The organism is Pseudomonas sp. IzPS59 (genome assembly GCF_014863505.1).
In the GTDB taxonomy this organism is placed as follows: Bacteria; Pseudomonadota; Gammaproteobacteria; order Pseudomonadales; family Pseudomonadaceae; genus Aquipseudomonas; species Aquipseudomonas kribbensis.
In genome coordinates this window covers 93589-111165 of record NZ_CP062251.1, presented here as the reverse complement: position 1 = coordinate 111165, position 17577 = coordinate 93589, and the positions used below count along the sequence as shown (strand labels likewise).

Annotated in this window: 20 protein-coding genes; 11 read left to right on the top strand and 9 right to left on the bottom strand. The window is 61.1% G+C overall.

Going from position 1 to position 17577, the window contains the following annotated elements; translation table 11 throughout:
* Positions 1–60 precede the first annotated feature (60 nt).
* Positions 61–873 (bottom strand): tryptophan synthase subunit alpha, encoded by an 813-nt coding sequence (gene trpA, locus IF189_RS00535; RefSeq protein ID WP_192552662.1) that lies wholly within the window; start codon positions 871–873, stop codon positions 61–63.
* Positions 873–2105: a tryptophan synthase subunit beta gene (gene trpB, locus IF189_RS00530; RefSeq protein WP_085713009.1), complete on the bottom strand. Its 1233-nt coding sequence runs from the start codon at positions 2103–2105 to the stop codon at positions 873–875. The genes trpA and trpB overlap by 1 nt, the downstream gene beginning before the upstream one ends.
* Positions 2106–2217: 112 nt before the next feature.
* Between trpB and IF189_RS00525 the strand changes: the two genes are divergently transcribed.
* Entirely contained in the window at positions 2218–3135 is a 918-nt protein-coding gene (locus IF189_RS00525; protein WP_192552661.1) for a LysR family transcriptional regulator, read from the top strand.
* Here IF189_RS00525 and IF189_RS00520 read toward each other — a convergent pair.
* Complete coding sequence (locus tag IF189_RS00520) at positions 3108–3434, bottom strand: DUF883 family protein (protein ID WP_007953918.1); 327 nt, start codon at positions 3432–3434, stop codon at positions 3108–3110. The genes IF189_RS00525 and IF189_RS00520 overlap by 28 nt on opposite strands.
* A 156-nt stretch (positions 3435–3590) precedes the next feature.
* On the opposite strand from IF189_RS00520, the gene IF189_RS00515 reads away from it, so the two are divergent.
* Entirely contained in the window at positions 3591–3806 is a 216-nt protein-coding gene (locus IF189_RS00515) for a dodecin (RefSeq protein ID WP_003220389.1), read from the top strand.
* A 125-nt stretch (positions 3807–3931) separates the two neighbouring features.
* Entirely contained in the window at positions 3932–4156 is a 225-nt protein-coding gene (locus tag IF189_RS00510) for a DUF1161 domain-containing protein (RefSeq protein WP_085713011.1), read from the top strand.
* A gap of 77 nt (positions 4157–4233) precedes the next feature.
* Here the strand turns inward: IF189_RS00510 and IF189_RS00505 are convergent, their stop codons facing one another.
* On the bottom strand, positions 4234–5235 hold the full coding sequence (locus tag IF189_RS00505; RefSeq protein ID WP_192552660.1) for an LLM class flavin-dependent oxidoreductase: 1002 nt from the start codon (positions 5233–5235) through the stop codon (positions 4234–4236).
* Positions 5236–5478: 243 nt separating this feature from the next.
* Between IF189_RS00505 and IF189_RS00500 the strand changes: the two genes are divergently transcribed.
* Together IF189_RS00500 and IF189_RS00495 are read left to right on the top strand one after the other, a co-directional pair.
* Entirely contained in the window at positions 5479–5910 is a 432-nt protein-coding gene (locus tag IF189_RS00500; RefSeq protein WP_011331817.1) for an OsmC family protein, read from the top strand.
* Between the two features lie 102 nt (positions 5911–6012).
* Positions 6013–6252: a DUF1161 domain-containing protein gene (locus IF189_RS00495; protein ID WP_085713012.1), complete on the top strand. Its 240-nt coding sequence runs from the start codon at positions 6013–6015 to the stop codon at positions 6250–6252.
* A 6-nt stretch (positions 6253–6258) separates the two neighbouring features.
* Here IF189_RS00495 and IF189_RS00490 read toward each other — a convergent pair whose 3' ends face one another.
* Together IF189_RS00490 and IF189_RS00485 are read right to left on the bottom strand one after the other, a co-directional pair.
* Positions 6259–6678 (bottom strand): hypothetical protein, encoded by a 420-nt coding sequence (locus IF189_RS00490; RefSeq protein ID WP_085713013.1) that lies wholly within the window; start codon positions 6676–6678, stop codon positions 6259–6261.
* 40 nt (positions 6679–6718) lie between these two features.
* On the bottom strand, positions 6719–7141 hold the full coding sequence (locus IF189_RS00485) for a hypothetical protein (RefSeq protein WP_192552659.1): 423 nt from the start codon (positions 7139–7141) through the stop codon (positions 6719–6721).
* Between the two features lie 59 nt (positions 7142–7200).
* Here IF189_RS00485 and IF189_RS00480 point away from each other — a divergent pair, with 59 nt between their 5' ends.
* Positions 7201–8286 (top strand): aminopeptidase, encoded by a 1086-nt coding sequence (locus tag IF189_RS00480; RefSeq protein ID WP_192552658.1) that lies wholly within the window; start codon positions 7201–7203, stop codon positions 8284–8286.
* 3 nt (positions 8287–8289) lie between these two features.
* Here the strand turns inward: IF189_RS00480 and IF189_RS00475 are convergent, their stop codons facing one another.
* Positions 8290–8940 carry an HAD family hydrolase gene (locus tag IF189_RS00475; protein ID WP_192552657.1) on the bottom strand — a complete coding sequence of 217 codons (651 nt, stop codon included), beginning with the start codon at positions 8938–8940 and terminating at the stop codon, positions 8290–8292.
* A 28-nt stretch (positions 8941–8968) separates the two neighbouring features.
* Complete coding sequence (locus IF189_RS00470; RefSeq protein WP_064379538.1) at positions 8969–9514, bottom strand: gamma carbonic anhydrase family protein; 546 nt, start codon at positions 9512–9514, stop codon at positions 8969–8971.
* An 88-nt stretch (positions 9515–9602) separates the two neighbouring features.
* On the opposite strand from IF189_RS00470, the gene prlC reads away from it, so the two are divergent.
* The 3 genes from prlC to IF189_RS00455 all read left to right on the top strand — a co-directional run bounded on the left by prlC (position 9603) and on the right by IF189_RS00455 (position 14105).
* Complete coding sequence (prlC, locus tag IF189_RS00465) at positions 9603–11654, top strand: oligopeptidase A (protein WP_134828652.1); 2052 nt, start codon at positions 9603–9605, stop codon at positions 11652–11654.
* Positions 11651–11941 carry a YheV family putative zinc ribbon protein gene (locus IF189_RS00460; protein WP_134828651.1) on the top strand — a complete coding sequence of 97 codons (291 nt, stop codon included), beginning with the start codon at positions 11651–11653 and terminating at the stop codon, positions 11939–11941. Before prlC ends, IF189_RS00460 begins: the two co-directional genes overlap by 4 nt.
* 112 nt (positions 11942–12053) lie before the next feature.
* Positions 12054–14105 (top strand): M3 family metallopeptidase, encoded by a 2052-nt coding sequence (locus tag IF189_RS00455; RefSeq protein ID WP_192552656.1) that lies wholly within the window; start codon positions 12054–12056, stop codon positions 14103–14105.
* Here the strand turns inward: IF189_RS00455 and IF189_RS00450 are convergent.
* Complete coding sequence (locus tag IF189_RS00450) at positions 14092–14736, bottom strand: dual specificity protein phosphatase family protein (RefSeq protein WP_085713019.1); 645 nt, start codon at positions 14734–14736, stop codon at positions 14092–14094. The genes IF189_RS00455 and IF189_RS00450 overlap by 14 nt on opposite strands.
* A gap of 298 nt (positions 14737–15034) precedes the next feature.
* Here IF189_RS00450 and IF189_RS00445 point away from each other — a divergent pair, with 298 nt between their 5' ends.
* On the top strand, positions 15035–15781 hold the full coding sequence (locus tag IF189_RS00445) for a gluconate 2-dehydrogenase subunit 3 family protein (RefSeq protein WP_192552655.1): 747 nt from the start codon (positions 15035–15037) through the stop codon (positions 15779–15781).
* Positions 15782–15783: 2 nt separating this feature from the next.
* The gene (locus IF189_RS00440; RefSeq protein WP_192552654.1) at positions 15784–17568 is read left to right on the top strand and encodes a GMC family oxidoreductase; all 1785 of its coding nucleotides are present in this window, start codon (positions 15784–15786) and stop codon (positions 17566–17568) included.
* Positions 17569–17577 lie beyond the last annotated feature (9 nt).

Genomic DNA, 17577 nt, shown 5'->3' with positions numbered 1-17577 from the left:
GTCTTGCTGAATTAGTCTGTGCCGCGAGGCGCTAATTCCTCTGTATCAGGAACTTTACCTTCAGCTGACGCGGGCCTTACGCACGCCTTCGGACAACGCCGAGCACAGGCTCAGCACGCCGTCGATGGCCTGGTCCGGAGTTGTCGCATTGGCGATGTGATCGATCAGCGCCGACCCCACCACCACGCCATCGGCCAGACGCGCGATGGACGCAGCCTGCTCCGGCGTACGGATACCGAAACCGATGCTGATCGGCAGGTCGGTATGACGACGCAGACGCGCCACCGCTTCCTCGACGTGTTCCAGAGTCGCCGCACCGGCACCGGTCACACCGGCGACCGACACGTAGTAAACGAAGCCGGAGCTGCCGTTCAGTACTTTCGGCAGACGCACATCATCGGTGGTCGGCGTGGTCAGGCGGATGAAGTCGATGCCTGCAGCCTGGGCCGGGTCGCACAGCTCCGAGTTGTGCTCCGGTGGCATGTCGACCACGATCAGGCCATCAACGCCGGCTTCTTTGGCTTCGGCGATGAAACGCTCGACGCCGAACTTGTGGATCGGGTTGAAGTAGCCCATCAGCACCAGCGGCGTGTCGCTGTTGTCCTTGCGGAACTCGCGAACCATTTGCAGGGTTTTGATCAGGTTCTGCTTGGCACCCAAGGCACGGATGTTCGCCAGCTGAATCGCCGGGCCGTCGGCCATCGGGTCGGTGAACGGCATGCCCAGTTCAATCACGTCGGCGCCGGCTTTCGGCAAGCCTTTGAGAATTGCCAGCGAAGTGTCGTAGTCCGGGTCACCGGCAGTGACAAAGGTCACCAGGGCGGCGCGGTTCTGTTCCTTGAGTTCGGCAAAGCGGGTTTGCAGGCGGCTCATCAGTGTTTCTCCTGCTTGGAGGTTTCCATGTGGTGCATGACGGTCTGCATGTCTTTGTCACCGCGGCCGGACAGGTTGACCACCATCAGGTGATCCTTCGGCAGCTTCGGTGCGCGTTTGAATACTTCGGCCAGGGCATGGGCGCTTTCCAGTGCCGGGATGATGCCTTCGAGGCGGCAGCACTGGTGGAACGCAGCGAGGGCTTCGTCGTCGGTCACCGAGGTGTACTGGACGCGGCCGATGTCATGCAACCACGCGTGCTCGGGACCGATGCCCGGATAGTCGAGGCCGGCGGAAATCGAGTGGGCGTCGATGATCTGGCCATCGTCGTCCTGCAGCAGGAAGGTGCGGTTGCCATGCAGTACACCCGGTACGCCGCCGTTGAGGCTGGCCGCGTGTTTGCCGGTCTCGATGCCGTAACCGGCGGCTTCGACGCCGATGATTTCCACGCTCTTGTCGTCGAGGAACGGGTGGAACAGGCCCATCGCGTTGGAGCCGCCGCCGATGCACGCCACCAGGCTGTCCGGCAGGCGACCTTCCTGGGCTTGCAGCTGCTCGCGGGTTTCCTTGCCGATCACCGCCTGGAAGTCGCGAACCATCGCGGGATAAGGGTGCGGGCCGGCCACGGTGCCGATCAGGTAGAAGGTGCTGTCGACGTTGGTCACCCAGTCACGCAGCGCTTCGTTCATCGCGTCCTTCAGGGTGCCGGTGCCGGCGACCACCGGGATCACTTCGGCGCCTAGCAGTTTCATGCGGAACACGTTGGCCTGCTGACGCTCGATGTCAGTGGTGCCCATGTAGATCACGCAATCCAGGCCGAAACGCGCGGCTACGGTGGCGGTGGCCACGCCGTGCATGCCGGCGCCAGTCTCGGCGATGATGCGTTTTTTGCCCATGCGCCGCGCCAGCAGGATCTGGCCGATGCAGTTGTTGATCTTGTGCGCGCCGGTGTGGTTCAGCTCTTCGCGCTTGAGGTAGATCTTGGCGCCACCGCAGAACTCGGTCAGGCGCTCGGCGAAATACAGCGGGCTCGGACGGCCGACGTAGTCGCGCTGGAAGTAGGCCAGTTCCTCTTTGAACGCCGGATCTTCCTTGGCCGCTTCGTATTCGCGGGCCAGATCGAGGATCAACGGCATCAGGGTTTCGGCGACGTAACGGCCGCCGAACGAGCCAAACAGGCCGTTGGCGTCAGGGCCGTTACGCAGATCGGAGGTGTTCGAAGTCTGGGTCATGGTTCGCTCCAGCGGATTTCACGAGAAGACAATGGCGTTCACTCTACCCCTGACCTTCCAGACTGAAAACCGATAAGATCGCCACAACCTGTCAGGAAAACTCACAGATATCATGAGCCATGACCTTCCTCCGCTGAACGCCCTGCGTGCCTTCGAAGCCACCGCCCGACTGAACAGCGTCAGTCAGGCTGCCGAGCAGCTGCACGTCACTCACGGCGCGGTCAGCCGCCAGCTCAAGGTGCTGGAAGAGCACCTCGGTGTCAGCCTGTTCGTCAAGGATGGTCGCGGCTTGAAACTCACAGATGCCGGAATCCGTCTGCGGGACGCCAGCGGCGAGGCGTTCGACCGCTTGCGCAGCGTCTGCGCCGAGCTGACCCAAAGCACCGCCGACGCGCCGTTCGTGCTCGGCTGCTCCGGCAGCCTGCTGGCGCGCTGGTTCATTCCGCGACTGGGAAGGCTGAATGCCGATCTGCCGGACTTGCGTCTGCACCTGTCGGCCGGTGAAGGTGATCTCGATCCGCGCCGCCCCGGACTGGATGCGCTGCTGCTGTTCGCCGAACCGCCATGGCCGGCCGACATGCAGGTGTACGAGCTGGCCAGCGAGCGAATCGGGCCGGTCATGAGCCCATTGTTCAGTGGTTACGAGCGCCTGAAATCAGCACCGCCCGCTGCCCTGCTCGACGAGCCCGTGCTGCACACGACTTCGCGCCCACAAGCCTGGCCGAGCTGGGCGCAGCAAAGCGGCCTCGACGCCAAGGCGTTGAAGCTGGGGCAAGGTTTCGAGCATTTGTATTACTTGCTGGAAGCGGCTGTCGCCGGTTTGGGAGTGGCGATTGCGCCGGAGCCATTGGTGGCTGAAGACTTGAAGGCCGGGCGCCTGGTCGCGCCATGGGGCTTTTGCGAAACCCCGGCGCAACTGGCGTTGTGGCTACCCAAGCGCGCCGCCGACGGGCGCGCCCGGCAATTGGCGCAGTGGCTCAGGAACGAGCTGCGCCAGGCAGATCACTCGCCGCGCTTGAACAGCAAGTAAGCGGCCAGCAGACCCAGCGCACCGACCGCCACACCGGCGGTCGTCCACGGATGTTCCTGCGCGTAGTCACGGGTGGCGATCCCGGTCTCGCGGGTTTTGACTTTGACTTCTTCGTAGGCATCGCTGAGCAGGCTGCGCGAATGTTTCAGTGCACTTTCGGCGTTGCCCTTGAGCGCCTTGAGGGTCTTGCGCGACTCGTCCGAAGCGTCGTCTTTCAGGCTTTCCAACGACTTGAGCAGACTCTCGATCTCCGCTTCCATGCTTTGCAACGAGGCTTTGCGTAACGAGGTGTTGGCCATGGTGGCTCTCCTGCATTGGTGATGAGTGGCGTGTGTTGTTTGGGACTTCACCGGTTCTGGAAAGTGCAGAAAATCTGAACTCGACTTTCTCCCGGCGACCGAAATCAACAGCGCAAATCGCTGCTAGGCTCAATTCCACACGTCAAGGAGATCGCCATGAGTGACCATCACACCTACAAGAAAGTCGAGTTGGTCGGTTCGTCCACCAGCAGCATCGAAGACGCCATCAATAACGCGTTGGCCGAGGCCAACAAGAGCATCAAGCATCTGGAATGGTTTGAAGTGGTCGATACCCGCGGCCACATCAAGGACGGCAAGGCTGCCCACTTTCAAGTGACCCTGAAAGTCGGGTTCCGGATTGCCAGCAGCTGAGTTTGGGCTACGCTTCTGAACTTGCGCGCTGGCCGAATGCCATAGGAATGGCAAAGCGCTACAGGGTGGACGCATCGAGTGAACTCGATGCCCGCCTCTTTTAATCCGACCAGGGAGTGCGACCGATGAAGAAGTTCATATTGGCAGTAGGTTTGTTGAGCCTTGCGGGTGGTGCGTTTGCTGCCGGCAAGCCTTGCGAAGAAGTGAAAGCCGAGATCGCGGCGAAACTGGACGCGAAACACGTCTCCGGTTATTCACTGGAAATCGTCGATAAAGGTGCAGCAGCGGGCGGCAAGGTCGTCGGCAAGTGCGAGGGCGGCACCAAGGAAATCGTCTACAAACGCGGTTGATCGCGCCTGAAATGCAAAAGCCGACGCAATGCGTCGGCTTTTTTGTACCCGGCTATCTTTTACACAACTATCAGACCTCAGCCCTTCATCACCTGTGCCAGCAATTCGTAGGAATGCAGGCGATCGGCGTGTTCGTACAGATCGCAGGTAAAAATCAGCTCATCAGCCTGGGTCTGTTCGACCAGCACTTCCAGCTTCGCGCGGATTTTCTGCGGGCTGCCGACCATCGCCAGACCGAGGAAATCGCCCACCGCCTCACGTTCGTGTGGCAGCCACAGTCCGTCCATGGTTTTCACCGGCGGACGCTGCACCAGACTTTGCCCACGCATCAACGCGAGAATTCGCTGGTACACCGAGGTCGCCAGGTAGTCGGCCTGCTCGTCGGTGTCGGCGGCCACCAGCGGCACGCCGAGCATCACGTACGGCTTGTCGAGCACCGCCGAAGGCTTGAAGTGATTGCGATAGACGCGGATCGCCTCGTGCATGAAGCGCGGTGCGAAATGCGAGGCAAAGGCGTAGGGCAAACCGCGCTCGCCGGCCAGTTGTGCACTGAACAGACTGGAGCCGAGCAGCCAGATCGGCACATTGGTGCCAGTGCCTGGCATCGCGATCACCCGTTGATCCGGTGTACGCGGGCCAAGGAAGCGCACCAGTTCGGCCACGTCTTCCGGGAAATCGTCGGCGCTGCCGGAGCGCTCACGGCGCAGGGCGCGGGCGGTCATCTGATCGGAGCCGGGCGCACGGCCCAGGCCTAGGTCGATCCGCCCCGGATACAGGCTTTCAAGGGTGCCGAACTGCTCGGCAATCACCAGCGGCGCGTGGTTGGGCAACATCACGCCGCCAGAGCCGACACGGATGGTCGACGTACCGCCGGCCAGATAGCCCAGCAACACTGAAGTGGCCGAACTGGCGATGCCATCCATGTTGTGGTGCTCGGCGACCCAGAACCGGGTGTAGCCGAACTTCTCGACATGCTGCGCCAGGTCCAGCGAGTTGTGCAGCGACTGGGCCGGGCTGCCGTTCTCGCGCACCGGCACCAGATCGAGGGTGGAAAACTTTACGTCGGACAGTTGCTTCATGAACCTGCATCTCCGATTGAGGGCGCCGGTTTGTTCCTGACGAACGCAAACCTGCCCAATTCATAAGCGTGTTCTCTGCAATAAGGGCATATACCCGAGTTTCAATAGCCGATCCGAAATTTCCTACTAAAAAAGTCAACGATTCAGCCGGGCTGAACTTTGTTCCGGCGTCTATCCTCAGAAGCCTTGCAGGCAAAAACCACGACGGCGCGGCGTTTCGCGCCCGAATTGAAGGAGGCACACATGGCTATCGTGAAGAAGGCATCCGCACACTGGGAAGGTGACCTGAAAACCGGCATCGGCTCAATCTCCACCGAAACCGGCGTCCTGCGGGAAGCGCCGTACGGCTTCAAGGCCCGCTTCGAGGGCGGCAAGGGCACCAACCCGGAAGAACTGATCGGCGCGGCCCATGCCGGCTGTTTCTCCATGGCATTCTCGATGATCCTCGGCGACGCCGGGCTGAAGGCCGACAGCATCGATACCCAGGCCGAAGTCACCCTCGATCAGGTTGACGGCGGTTTCGCGATCACTGCAGTGAAGCTGATTCTCAAGGCGAAGATTCCGGGCGCCACTCAGGCGCAGTTCGAAGAACTGAGCAACAAGGCCAAGGAAGGGTGTCCGGTGTCGAAGGTCTTGAATGCGAAGATCAGTCTGGATGCGTCGCTGGTCAGCTGATCGACTTGAGCAGAATCAGAACCCGCCAGGCAAAAATGTGGTCGAATAAATGACAGCAGCTTTCGCGCATCGTCGTGCGCACTGCTCCCAGGAGCTTCAACCATGAAACGTTTTGCTTTGGCGGTTATCTGTGGCGTGCTGGCAACTTCGGCCTTTGCGGCACCCAAAGATTGCGAAGAACTCAGGAAAGAGATCGAAATCAAGATTCAGGCGAATGCCGTGCCTTCCTACACGCTGGAGATAGTCTCCAAAGAGGAAGCCGAAAAGCACGACGTCGCCATGATCGTCGGCACTTGCGAGAACGGCACCAAGGCCATCATCTACCAGAAGAACGACAGCTGATTCAGGCTAGATGGCGCAATAGGTGTCGCGATCCTCGGCGACGATTTCCCGCTTGGCGTTATACAGCCGGGCACTGGGCGTAAACATCAGGGAGCGACCCTCCAGCACGTACCGCTGACCCGCTTCGAAATGGTCGAAGCGGATGGTCAGGTAGCACAGGCGCTCCACAGGGTCGTTCAACATGCCAGCTCCTCCACCGGGTGCCTCGAAATCGAAACGCACCAGCAACTCATGGCTGCCGGGCGTTACCTGGAAAAAACGTCCGTCAGTCAGGCGCTGCTTGTCGAGACGTTCGGCCATCAGCAGTTTTCCGCCCGGGGTCGGCGTCGAGAACTCGACCCAGGCCATGTTGGGGTCGACCGGGGGCATCGGCGTCTGACAACCGGCGAGCACACCGGCAACCAGCAACAGCATTGACTTGCGCATGATGAATGTCCGTGGATTCGGACATCCAGCATAACGCCGATCAGGTGCGCTGACAGCCTGCCGGTTTGCCCTGGCCGACTACATTTTTCTGCTGGTCATAGAGCTTGGCCCACGGCCGGAATCCGATATAGCCCGCCTGGAGCTGATAGCGCTGGCCGGCGTTGAAGTCCGTGAATTTCAGGCTCAACTGGCAATCGCGCCACAGGGGCTCGGCGTCCGGACCGATGTTGCTCGCCTCCACCGGAAACTGGTAGCGCACCTTCAGTTCATGACTGCCGGGCTGTACCTCGAAGTAACGTTTGTCGACGGCGGCCTTCCTGTCGACTTCCAGCGCTTGCAGCGCCGTGTCCTGTTGCCGGGCGTCCAGATCGATCCAGGCTTGTGTGGGGTCTGGCGAAGGCATTCCGAATCCGGCACAACCGGCCAGCGTCAGCAGGCCTCCCGTCAGTATCAAGATGCGCATGGCGAAGCTCCAATGGGCGGGATAGTCTTGCGATCAGACTTTCCAGGGATGTTCTTATTGTGATCAGGCCGTTTCCAAGCCTTGGGTTACTTGATCGCGTTTTGCGGGTTTTGTTTCCGGGTGTGTTGTTTTTGTTGCTCAACGGTTGTTCCAGCGTCAGCTATTACAGCCAGCTGGCCAGCGGTCAGCTGCAATTGCTGCGGGCGCGGGAGCCGGTGGCCAAGGTGATTGCCGACCCGAACCGCGACGCAACGCTGCGCACCCACCTGGCCCAATCGCAAAAGGCTCGGGATTTCGCCAGCCAACACCTGCACCTGCCGGATAACCAGAGTTATCGCCTGTACGCCGACATCCACCGGCCGTACGTGGTGTGGAACGTGTTCGCCACCCCGGAGTTTTCCCTGAGCCCACAGAACCACTGCTTCCCGATTGCCGGGTGCGTGGCCTATCGCGGCTACTACAGCCAGAGCGCCGCGCGGGGTGAGGCGGCAATTCAGCGCCTGCAAGGCATGGATGTGTCGATTGGCGGCGTCGAGGCCTATTCGACCCTGGGCTGGTTCAACGACCCGATCCTCAATTCGATGATGGGCTGGGGCGATGAACGGTTGGCCACGCTGATCTTCCATGAGCTGGGCCACCAACGTTTCTATGTGAAGGACGACACCGAGTTCAACGAGTCCTACGCCACGTTTGTCGAGCAGGAAGGCACCCGGCAGTGGCGGGCGTTTCGTGGCCTGCCGCCAGAGAACGATGCCCAGATCAAACGTCGCGACCAGTTCATTCAACTGATCCTCGATACCCGCGCCCGGCTCGAAAAGCTGTACACACAACAGATGCCCGTCGAGCAGATGCGCGAACGCAAGGCCGCCGAGTTCGAACGGTTTCGCCGGGATTATCGGGAGATGCGCGACAGCCAGTGGGCCGGGGACAAGCGTTATGACGCCTGGGTCAATGCGCCGTTGAACAATGCGCGATTGTTGCCGTTCGGGCTGTATGACCAGTGGGTGCCGGCGTTTGCTGCCCTGTTCAGGCAAGTGAAGGGAGATTGGCCGCAGTTTTATTCACGGGTTGAACAACTGGGTGGATTGCCGACGGAAAAGCGAAAGGCAGCGCTGCGTGAGCTGGCCGCCCTTCGCTCCGATTGACGATCAGCGCTGCAAAAACGCCTGATGCAACTCAGCCAGGGTTTCAAAATGATAAACCGGCGCCTCGGCGCTCAGCTCTTCATGACTACCGAAGCCATAACCCACGGCTGCCGCATCCAGACCGTTGCTGCGGGCGCCGATCAGGTCGTGTTTACGGTCACCGATCATCAGCGTGGTAGCCGGATCCAGCCCTTCTTCGGCGATCAGGTGGGCAATCAGCTCGACCTTGTTGGTGCGGGTACCGTCCAGTTCGCTGCCGTAGATCACCTTGAAGTGTTTGGCGAAATCGAAGTGCCGGGCGATTTCCCGGGCGAACACCCACGGCTTCGACGTCGCGATGTACAGCTGCCGGCCCTGGCCATTCAGGGCTTCCAGCAACGGCGTGACGCCCTCGAACACCCGGTTCTCGTAAAGACCGGTGACCTTGAAGCGCTCGCGATAGAAATTCACCGCCTCCCACGCCTTGGCTTCATCGAAACCATAGAACTGCATGAACGCCTGCAACAGCGGCGGGCCGATGAAGTGTTCGAGTTTGGTCAGGTCCGGCTCATCAATGCCGAGTTTGGCCAAGGCGAACTGGATGGAACGGGTGATGCCCTCACGCGGGTCGGTCAGGGTGCCATCGAGGTCGAACAGTACGGTCTGGTAATGCATGAAAAATCCCGGGCAATAGAGAGAAAAGTCAGAGCTGGTCGTAGCCTTCGGCCAGATGCAGGTCCTTGAGCTTCACGTAATTCGCCGCGCTGTAGGTGAAGAAGGCGTTTTCCTTGTCGGTCAGCGGGCGAACCTGTTTCACCGGGCTGCCCACGTACAGGAAACCGCTTTCCAGGCGCTTGCCCGGTGGCACCAGGCTGCCGGCGCCGATGATCACGTCATCCTCGACCACCGCGCCGTCCATGACGATGCTGCCCATGCCGATCAGCACGCGGCTGCCGACGGTGCAGCCATGCAGCATGACCTTGTGGGCGATGGTCACGTCGTCACCGATCAGCAGCGGGAAGCCGTCCGGGTTGAACGGGCCGGCGTGGGTGATGTGCAACACGCAGCCATCCTGCACGCTGGTGCGCGCACCGATGCGGATGCGGTGCATGTCGCCGCGGATCACCGTCAGCGGCCACACGGAGCTGTCTTCGCCGATTTCGACGTCGCCGATCACCACCGCGGAGCCGTCGACAAAAGCGCCTTGGCTCAAGCGTGGGGTGTGATTCTGGTACTTGCGAAGGGACACGATTAGTTCTCTCTCTGTCGCCGATAGCTGCGGTGGGTGTCGATTGTAATTAAGATGGGCGCATGTTTCTTCCAGCCAAGGTGCAACCGTGAGCGTGAACAACCCTCTTCTGCAGTCCTACGACCTGCCGCCGTTCTCCGCGATCCGTGCCGAACACGTGCAGCCGGCCATCGACACCATCCTGGCCGACAACCGCGCCGCCATCGCCGAGATCCTCAAGACCCAGGGCCAGAACCCGACGTGGGCCGGGCTGGTGCTGGCGATGGACGAACTCAATGATCGCCTGGGCGCTGCCTGGAGCCCGGTCAGCCACCTCAATGCCGTGTGCAACAGCGCCGAACTGCGCGAAGCCTACGAGTCGTGCCTGCCGGCCTTGAGCGCCTACTCCACCGAGATGGGCCAGAACCGCGAGCTGTTCCAGGCCTATGAAGCCCTGGCCAACAGCCCGGAAGCCGCCGGTTTCGACGTGGCGCAGAAAACCATTCTGGAACACGCCCTGCGTGACTTCCGCCTGTCGGGTATCGACCTGCCGGAAGCCGAGCAGAAGCGCTACGCCGAAGTGCAGAGCAAGCTGTCCGAGCTGGGCAGCCGCTTCTCCAACCAATTGCTCGACGCCACTCAGGCGTGGACCAAGCACCTGACCGACGAAGCCGCCCTCGCCGGCCTGACCGATTCGGCCAAGGCGCAAATGGCTGCCGCCGCACAGGCCAAAGGCCTCGACGGCTGGCTGATCACTCTGGAATTCCCGAGCTACTATGCGGTGATGACCTACGCCCAGGACCGTGCGCTGCGTGAAGAAGTCTACGCCGCCTACTGCACCCGTGCGTCGGATCAAGGCCCGAACGCCGGCCAGAACGACAACGGCCCGGTGATGGGCGAAATCCTCGACCTGCGTCAGGAGCTGGCCAAGCTGCTGGGCTTCTCCAGCTTCTCCGAGCTGAGCCTGGCGACCAAAATGGCCGAGTCCAGCGATCAGGTGCTGAGTTTCCTGCGTGATCTGGCCAAGCGCAGCAAACCGTTTGCCGCCCAGGACCTGCAACAGCTCAAGGCGTACGCCGCCGAACAGGGCTGCGCCGATCTGCAAAGCTGGGACAGCGGTTTCTACGGGGAAAAACTCCGTGAACAACGCTACAGCGTCGCCCAGGAAACCCTGCGCGCCTACTTCCCGATCGACAAAGTGCTGGGCGGCCTGTTCGCCATCGTTCAGCGTCTGTACGGCATCGAAATCGCCGAACTGAAAGGCTTCGATACCTGGCATCCGGACGTACGCCTGTTCGAGATCAAGGAAAACGGCCAGCACGTCGGCCGCTTCTTCTTCGACCTGTACGCCCGCGCCAACAAGCGCGGCGGTGCCTGGATGGACGGCGCCCGCGACCGTCGCCGCACCCGCGACGGCGTGCTGCAAAGCCCGGTGGCCAACCTGGTGTGCAACTTCACCCCGGCCGACAGCGGCAAGCCTGCGCTGTTGACCCACGATGAAGTGACCACCCTGTTCCACGAATTCGGTCATGGCCTGCATCACCTGCTGACCCGCGTTGAACATGCCGGCGTATCCGGCATCAACGGCGTAGCGTGGGACGCGGTCGAGCTGCCGAGCCAGTTCATGGAAAACTGGTGCTGGGAGCCGGAAGGCCTGGCGCTGATTTCCGGCCACTACGAAACCGGCGAGCCGCTGCCGCAGGATCTGCTGGAAAAAATGCTAGCGGCGAAGAACTTCCAGTCCGGCCTGATGATGGTCCGTCAGCTGGAATTCTCGCTGTTCGACTTCGAACTGCACGCCACTCACGGTGACGGCCGCAGTGTCGCGCAGGTTCTGGAAGGCGTTCGGGATGAAGTCTCGGTGATGCGTCCTCCGGCCTACAACCGTTTCCCGAACAGCTTCGCGCACATCTTCGCCGGCGGTTACGCGGCGGGTTACTACAGCTACAAGTGGGCGGAGGTGCTGTCGGCGGATGCCTTCTCCAAGTTCGAAGAAGATGGCGTACTCAATGCCGACACCGGTCGCGCCTTCCGCGAAGCGATCCTGGCCCGTGGCGGCTCGCAGGAGCCGATGGTGCTGTTCGTCGACTTCCGTGGTCGTGAGCCATCGATTGACGCACTCTTGCGCCACAGCGGCCTGAGTGAGGACGCAGCAGCATGAGTGAGGCACCTGTGAAAACGAAAAAACGCTTTATCGCCGGGGCGGTCTGCCCGGCGTGCAGCGAGCCGGACAAGCTGATGATGTGGAGCGAGGACGATGTTCCGCACCGCGAATGCGTGGCGTGCGGCTACAGCGATACGCTCAATGCTCAAGGGCTGTCGGTCCCGAAGGAACTGGGCACGCGCGTCAACACCAGCGCGCTCAAGCCTGTTCCGGACAAGACGGTTCAGGCGGTGCAGTTCTTCCCGAACCCGAAGCTGAAGAAAAAGCCCGACGAGCAACACTGATCCGGCACCACCTTCCACCGATTTCCGGTGGAAGGTGGTATTGGCTTAACACCTGTCCCCTGCACTTGCTTCGTAGGCTGGCCGTTTCCGCCATGCCTCGAAGGAAGTTGCCATGCCTGACTCCAATCCCCTCCTGCAACACTGGACCCTGCCGCCCTGGCCGGCGATTCGCGCCGAGCATTTGCTGCCGGCGATCAACAGCATCATCGACGACCACCGACGAATCATTGCGCAAGTGCTCGCCACTCAGCTGGAGCATCCCGGCTGGGACGATCTGGTACTGAGCATCGACGAAGCCGATGCCCGCATCGGTGAATTCCGGTCAATTCTCGAAACACTGTCCATGGTCAGATCCGAGGATGCCGACTGGCTCGTGGAAAGCGCCAAGGCTCAGCTCTCGATCAACCAGTACCGCTCCGAAAAAAGCCGCAATCGCCCGTTGTACGAAACGTATCAGCGATTGTCGCAGAGCTCGATTGCGGCCAGTTTCGATGAATCACGCAAGACCGTGCTGGCGCGGATACTGCACAAATTCAGGCAGTCGGGCATCGAGCTTCCCACCGCACAACAACAGGAACTGGCCCGGTTGAACCTTGAGATCGGCGGACTTGAATCCAGGTTCTTGACCCACCTCGAACACTGGACCGAGACCTGGAGCAAACGGGTCGACGATATTGCACAGCTTGCGGGTCTGTCCCCGTCGATGATAGATCGCCTGGCGCGCGCCGCACGCGTGGCCGGGCATGATGGCTGGCTGATTCGCCTGGACCAGAACACCTGCCAGCACATCCTCAAATACGCCGAAAATCGTACGTTGCGCGAGGAATGCTGCGTGGCGTACGCGACCCGCGCTTCCGATCAGGGGCCACTGGCCGGGCGCTTCGACAACGGTCCGGTGCTGACGAAGCTGCTTGCCTTGCGCCAACAGAAAGCCCGCTTGCTTGGCCACGAAAACGCCGCGCAACTCAGTCTGGCAAAAAGCAGGGCCGGAACGACAGCGTGGGTCAGGGATTTTCTCGAGTGCCAGGTTGCGCAATTGACCTCTATCCTGGAGCAGGACGCAAAACAACTGGCTGCCTTCGCCCGGCAACAGGGAATCGACCGGGTCCAACCATGGGATGAAGAATTTCTCGCCGAGCAATGGCGGCAGCAACAGTTCCCCGGAGCCCTGGATAACCTGCGCGACTACTTCGCGTTCGATGGCACCCTGCGCCGGCTCTGTCTGTTCTGCGAACGCATGTTCGGGATCCGTATCGTCGAACAGGTCGGTGGGAAACACTGGCATGACGATGTGCGGCTGCTGGAAATCAGCGAGCATGAGCAGGTCATCGGTTACATCTACCTCGACCCGTTTCATCGCGATAACGCTGCTGATTTCGCCGGAACATCCACACTGCGCAATCGTCGGATCAATGCCGAAGGCCGACCGGCTCTACCCATTGCCGTGCTGTACAGCAATTTCACACCAGCCACCGACGGCCATCCTTGCCGCCTCGAACTCAGTGAGTTGCGGGTACTTTTTCATGAATTCGGCCACTGCCTTCAGCACGTATTGACGCGCTCGCCCCATCACACCCTGTCCGGCATCCAGCAGTTGGGGCATGAGGCGGCGGAGTTTTCCGGGCAATTGTTCGAGCAGTGGTGTCAGTCGCGGGAGTTCGTGCTGTGGCTCGGTGCGCATTTCCAGACTGGCGAGCGCTTGAGCGCTGCACGGGTCGATGCGGCACTCTCGGCCACCGAGGCCCACTCCAGTCGGCAACAGGCCTTGATACTGATGGGAGCGATCATCGATTTCGAACTGCACGCCACCCACGGCGACGGGCGATCTATCGAAGAGGTTTGCGCCGACGTGCAGCGCACAATGGCTCACCTGCAACTGCCCGACAGTCACCGGTTCGCCAATGGTTTCGATTACTTGGTGACCCAGTACGACGCCTCGGTTTACGCCTATGTCTGGTCGGGGGTGCTGGCTCAGGAAGCGTTCAAGCGCTTCAGTCGTGACTGGGTGTTCAACGCGCAGACCGGCCGGGCGTTCCGGGAAACGTTCTTTGCACCCGGAGCCGGGCGCCCGTTGCTGGAAGCGGTGGAGGCGTTCGTTGGCCGGTCGGTCAGCGAAGAGCTGCGCCCCGACCGGCCGATCAACCGGCGGGTTACTTCAGATTGACCGTCTGGAACCAGCTCTTCATCGAGCAGGTAGCGAACGCACTGGTGCTGCAATCGCCATTGGCCAGCGCGGTACGCAGCTTGTCGACGTCGGCCTGCATCACGTAGCGCACGCCGTCCTTGAAGTGGCCGCTTTCACCGAAACCGCCCTGGGTCATTTCGTTCAGGGCGTCTTCCTTGCTCCAGCCCTGCACCACGATGCGGTACATCGCGGCCATCAGGCCGGTGCGGTCGGAGCCGTGCTTGCAATGCATCAACACCGGGCCGTTGGCTTCGGCGGTCTGGATCGCACGCAGGGTCTTGAGGACATCGGCGTCATCGACATGATTGGTGCGATACGGCAATTGCACCTGGTTGATGCCCGGGGTTTTCAGCCAGCTCGAGTCCGCTTCCGGCAGGAAGTTGATGACCGTGGCCACTTTCAGGTTTTGCAGCAACGGCACGGCACCGGCGTCAGGCAGCGCACTGCGATAGAGCGTGGGCGACATCTGGAAGAAGTTGTATTTCATTTCGACCGGTTGGGCCCACTCCGGAGGGCGAGAAACCGGCGCGTCTGCGGCGTGGGCCGAGATCGAGCCAAGCAGGGCAAACAGCGAGAAACAGATCGCAGAGGAAAAACGCTTCAAGGACATGCTGTGCGGTGACCGTATGGGATTCGTCAGTGAGGGCGGCAGCTTGCGGGTTGTCCAGTCAAATCCCTGTGAGGCGATTGTCAAAGAAACGTGAAGCCGGAGAGTTCCTTCGTCGCAATCCTGGGCTTTTTTTCGGCTGAATCGATTCATCCGGTTGGTTAGGCTGCTACCATTTGTCACATCATGTTGCAGACGCGTCCCCCTTTTCCGGGTCATTTCTCGCCACGTCGCAACCGACCACTCCAAAGCCGTCCCCAGAAACGGCTGATAACCATCAATGCCAGATGAGGTGCACCCCATGTCTGATCAAGATCGAGACAACCCGCGGCGTGAGTTCTTGCGCAAATCCCTGACCCTGATCCCGGTGGTCACCCTCGCCGGCACCGGCCTGGGCAGCAGCGTGCTGCAAGCGGCTCCCGAAAGCTCGCCAGCCCCGGCCCCTGCCAAAGCGATTGCCGCAGATACCAGCGCCTACCAGCCGAGCTACTTCACCGCCGAAGAGTGGGCATTCATCAATGCCGCCGTCGCGCAGTTGATCCCCAACGATGCCCAGGGCCCCGGCGCTCTGGAAGCTGGTGTGCCGGAATACATCGACCGTCAGATGAATACGCCGTACGCCTCTGGAGCCCTGTGGTACATGCAAGGCCCGTTCAACGCTGACGCTGCACCCGAGATGGGCTGGCAGAGCAAACTGGTGCCAAAAGAAATCTATCGCCTCGGCATCGCCGCCACGGATCAGTGGACAAAATCCCTCAACGGTAAAACATTTGCCGAGCAAGACAGCGCTACCCGAGACGATCTGCTCAAGCAGCTTGAAGCCGGAAAACCGCAATTCGACAGTGTTCCGGCGAAGATTTTCTTCAGCCTGCTGCTGCAAAACACCAAGGAAGGGTTCTTCTGCGACCCGATCCACGGTGGCAATAAAGGCATGGTCGGCTGGACCATGATCGGCTTCCCCGGCGCCCGCGCCGATTTCATGGATTGGGTGGAACGCAACGAGCAATACCCCTTCCCGGCAGTTTCGATTCGCGGCGAGAGGGCGTGAGCATGGCAACGGTAATGAAGAAGGTCGACGCGGTGATCGTCGGTTTCGGCTGGACAGGCGCAATCATGGCCAAGGAACTGACCGAGGCTGGCCTCAACGTGCTGGCGCTGGAGCGCGGGCCGATGCAGGACACCTACCCTGACGGCAACTACCCCCAGGTGATCGACGAACTCACCTACAGCGTGCGGAAAAAACTCTTCCAGGACATCTCCAAAGAGACCGTCACCATTCGTCACAGCGTCAACGATATTGCTCTGCCGAACCGCCAGTTGGGCGCGTTCCTGCCGGGCAACGGCGTGGGCGGCGCCGGCCTGCACTGGTCGGGCGTGCACTTTCGTGTCGACCCGATCGAGTTGCGCATGCGCAGCCACTACGAAGAGCGCTACGGCAAAAGCTTCATCCCCAAGGACATGACCATCCAGGACTTCGGCGTCAGCTATGAAGAACTGGAACCGTTCTTCGATTTCGCCGAAAAAGTCTTCGGCACCTCCGGCCAGGCCTGGACCGTGAAGGGTCAACTGGTCGGTCAGGGCAAGGGCGGCAACCCGTACGCGCCGGATCGCTCGAACCCGTTCCCGCTGGAAGCGCAGAAGAACACGGTTTCCGCACAGCTGTTCGGCAAAGCGGCCACAGAGGTCGGTTACAAACCCTACAACCTGCCTTCCGCAAATACGTCAGGGCCGTACACCAACCCTTACGGCGCACAAATGGGCCCGTGCAACTTCTGTGGTTTCTGCAGCGGCTACGTTTGCTACATGTATTCCAAGGCCTCGCCGAACGTGAACATTCTGCCGGCGCTGAAACCGCTGCCGAATTTCGAACTGCGGCCCAACGCCCACGTCCTGCGGGTCAACCTCGACAGTACGAAAACCAAAGCCACCGGCGTCACCTACATCGACGGCCAGGGCCGCGAGATCGAACAACCGGCGGATCTGGTGATTCTCGGTGCGTTCCAGTTGCACAACGTGCGCCTGATGCTGCTCTCCGGCATCGGCAAGCCGTATGACCCGATCAGCGGTGAAGGTGTGGTCGGGCGTAACTTCGCCTACCAGAACATGGCGACCATCAAGGCGTTCTTCGACAAGGACACCCACACCAACAACTTCATCGGCGCCGGCGGCAACGGTGTGGCGCTGGACGACTTCAACGCCGACAACTTCGATCACGGGCCGCACGGCTTCGTCGGCGGCTCGCCGATGTGGGTCAACCAGGCCGGCAGCCGACCGATTGCCGGCACCTCCAACCCGCCGGGCACACCGGCCTGGGGCAGTGCGTGGAAACGCGCGACCGCCGATTACTACACCCACCAGGTGTCGATGGACGCCCACGGTGCGCATCAGTCCTACCGTGGCAACTACCTCGATCTGGACCCGGTGTACCGCGATGCCTACGGCCTGCCGCTGCTGCGGATGACGTTCGACTGGCAGGAAAACGACATCAAGATGAACCGCTTCATGGTCGAGAAAATGGGCAAGGTCGCGCAAGCCATGGGCCCGAAAGCCATTGCCGTGCTTGGCAAGAAAGTCGGCGAACACTTCAACACGGCGTCCTACCAGACCACCCACCTCAACGGTGGCGCGATCATGGGTACTGATCCGAAGACCAGCGCGCTGAATCGCTACCTGCAGAGCTGGGATGTGCATAACGTGTTCGTTCCGGGTGCGTCGGCATTCCCGCAGGGGCTGGGTTACAACCCGACCGGGCTGGTTGCTGCACTGACCTACTGGTCGGCGAAAGCGATCCGCGAGCAATACCTGAAAAACCCCGGCCCGCTGGTTCAGGCTTAAGGAGCGATG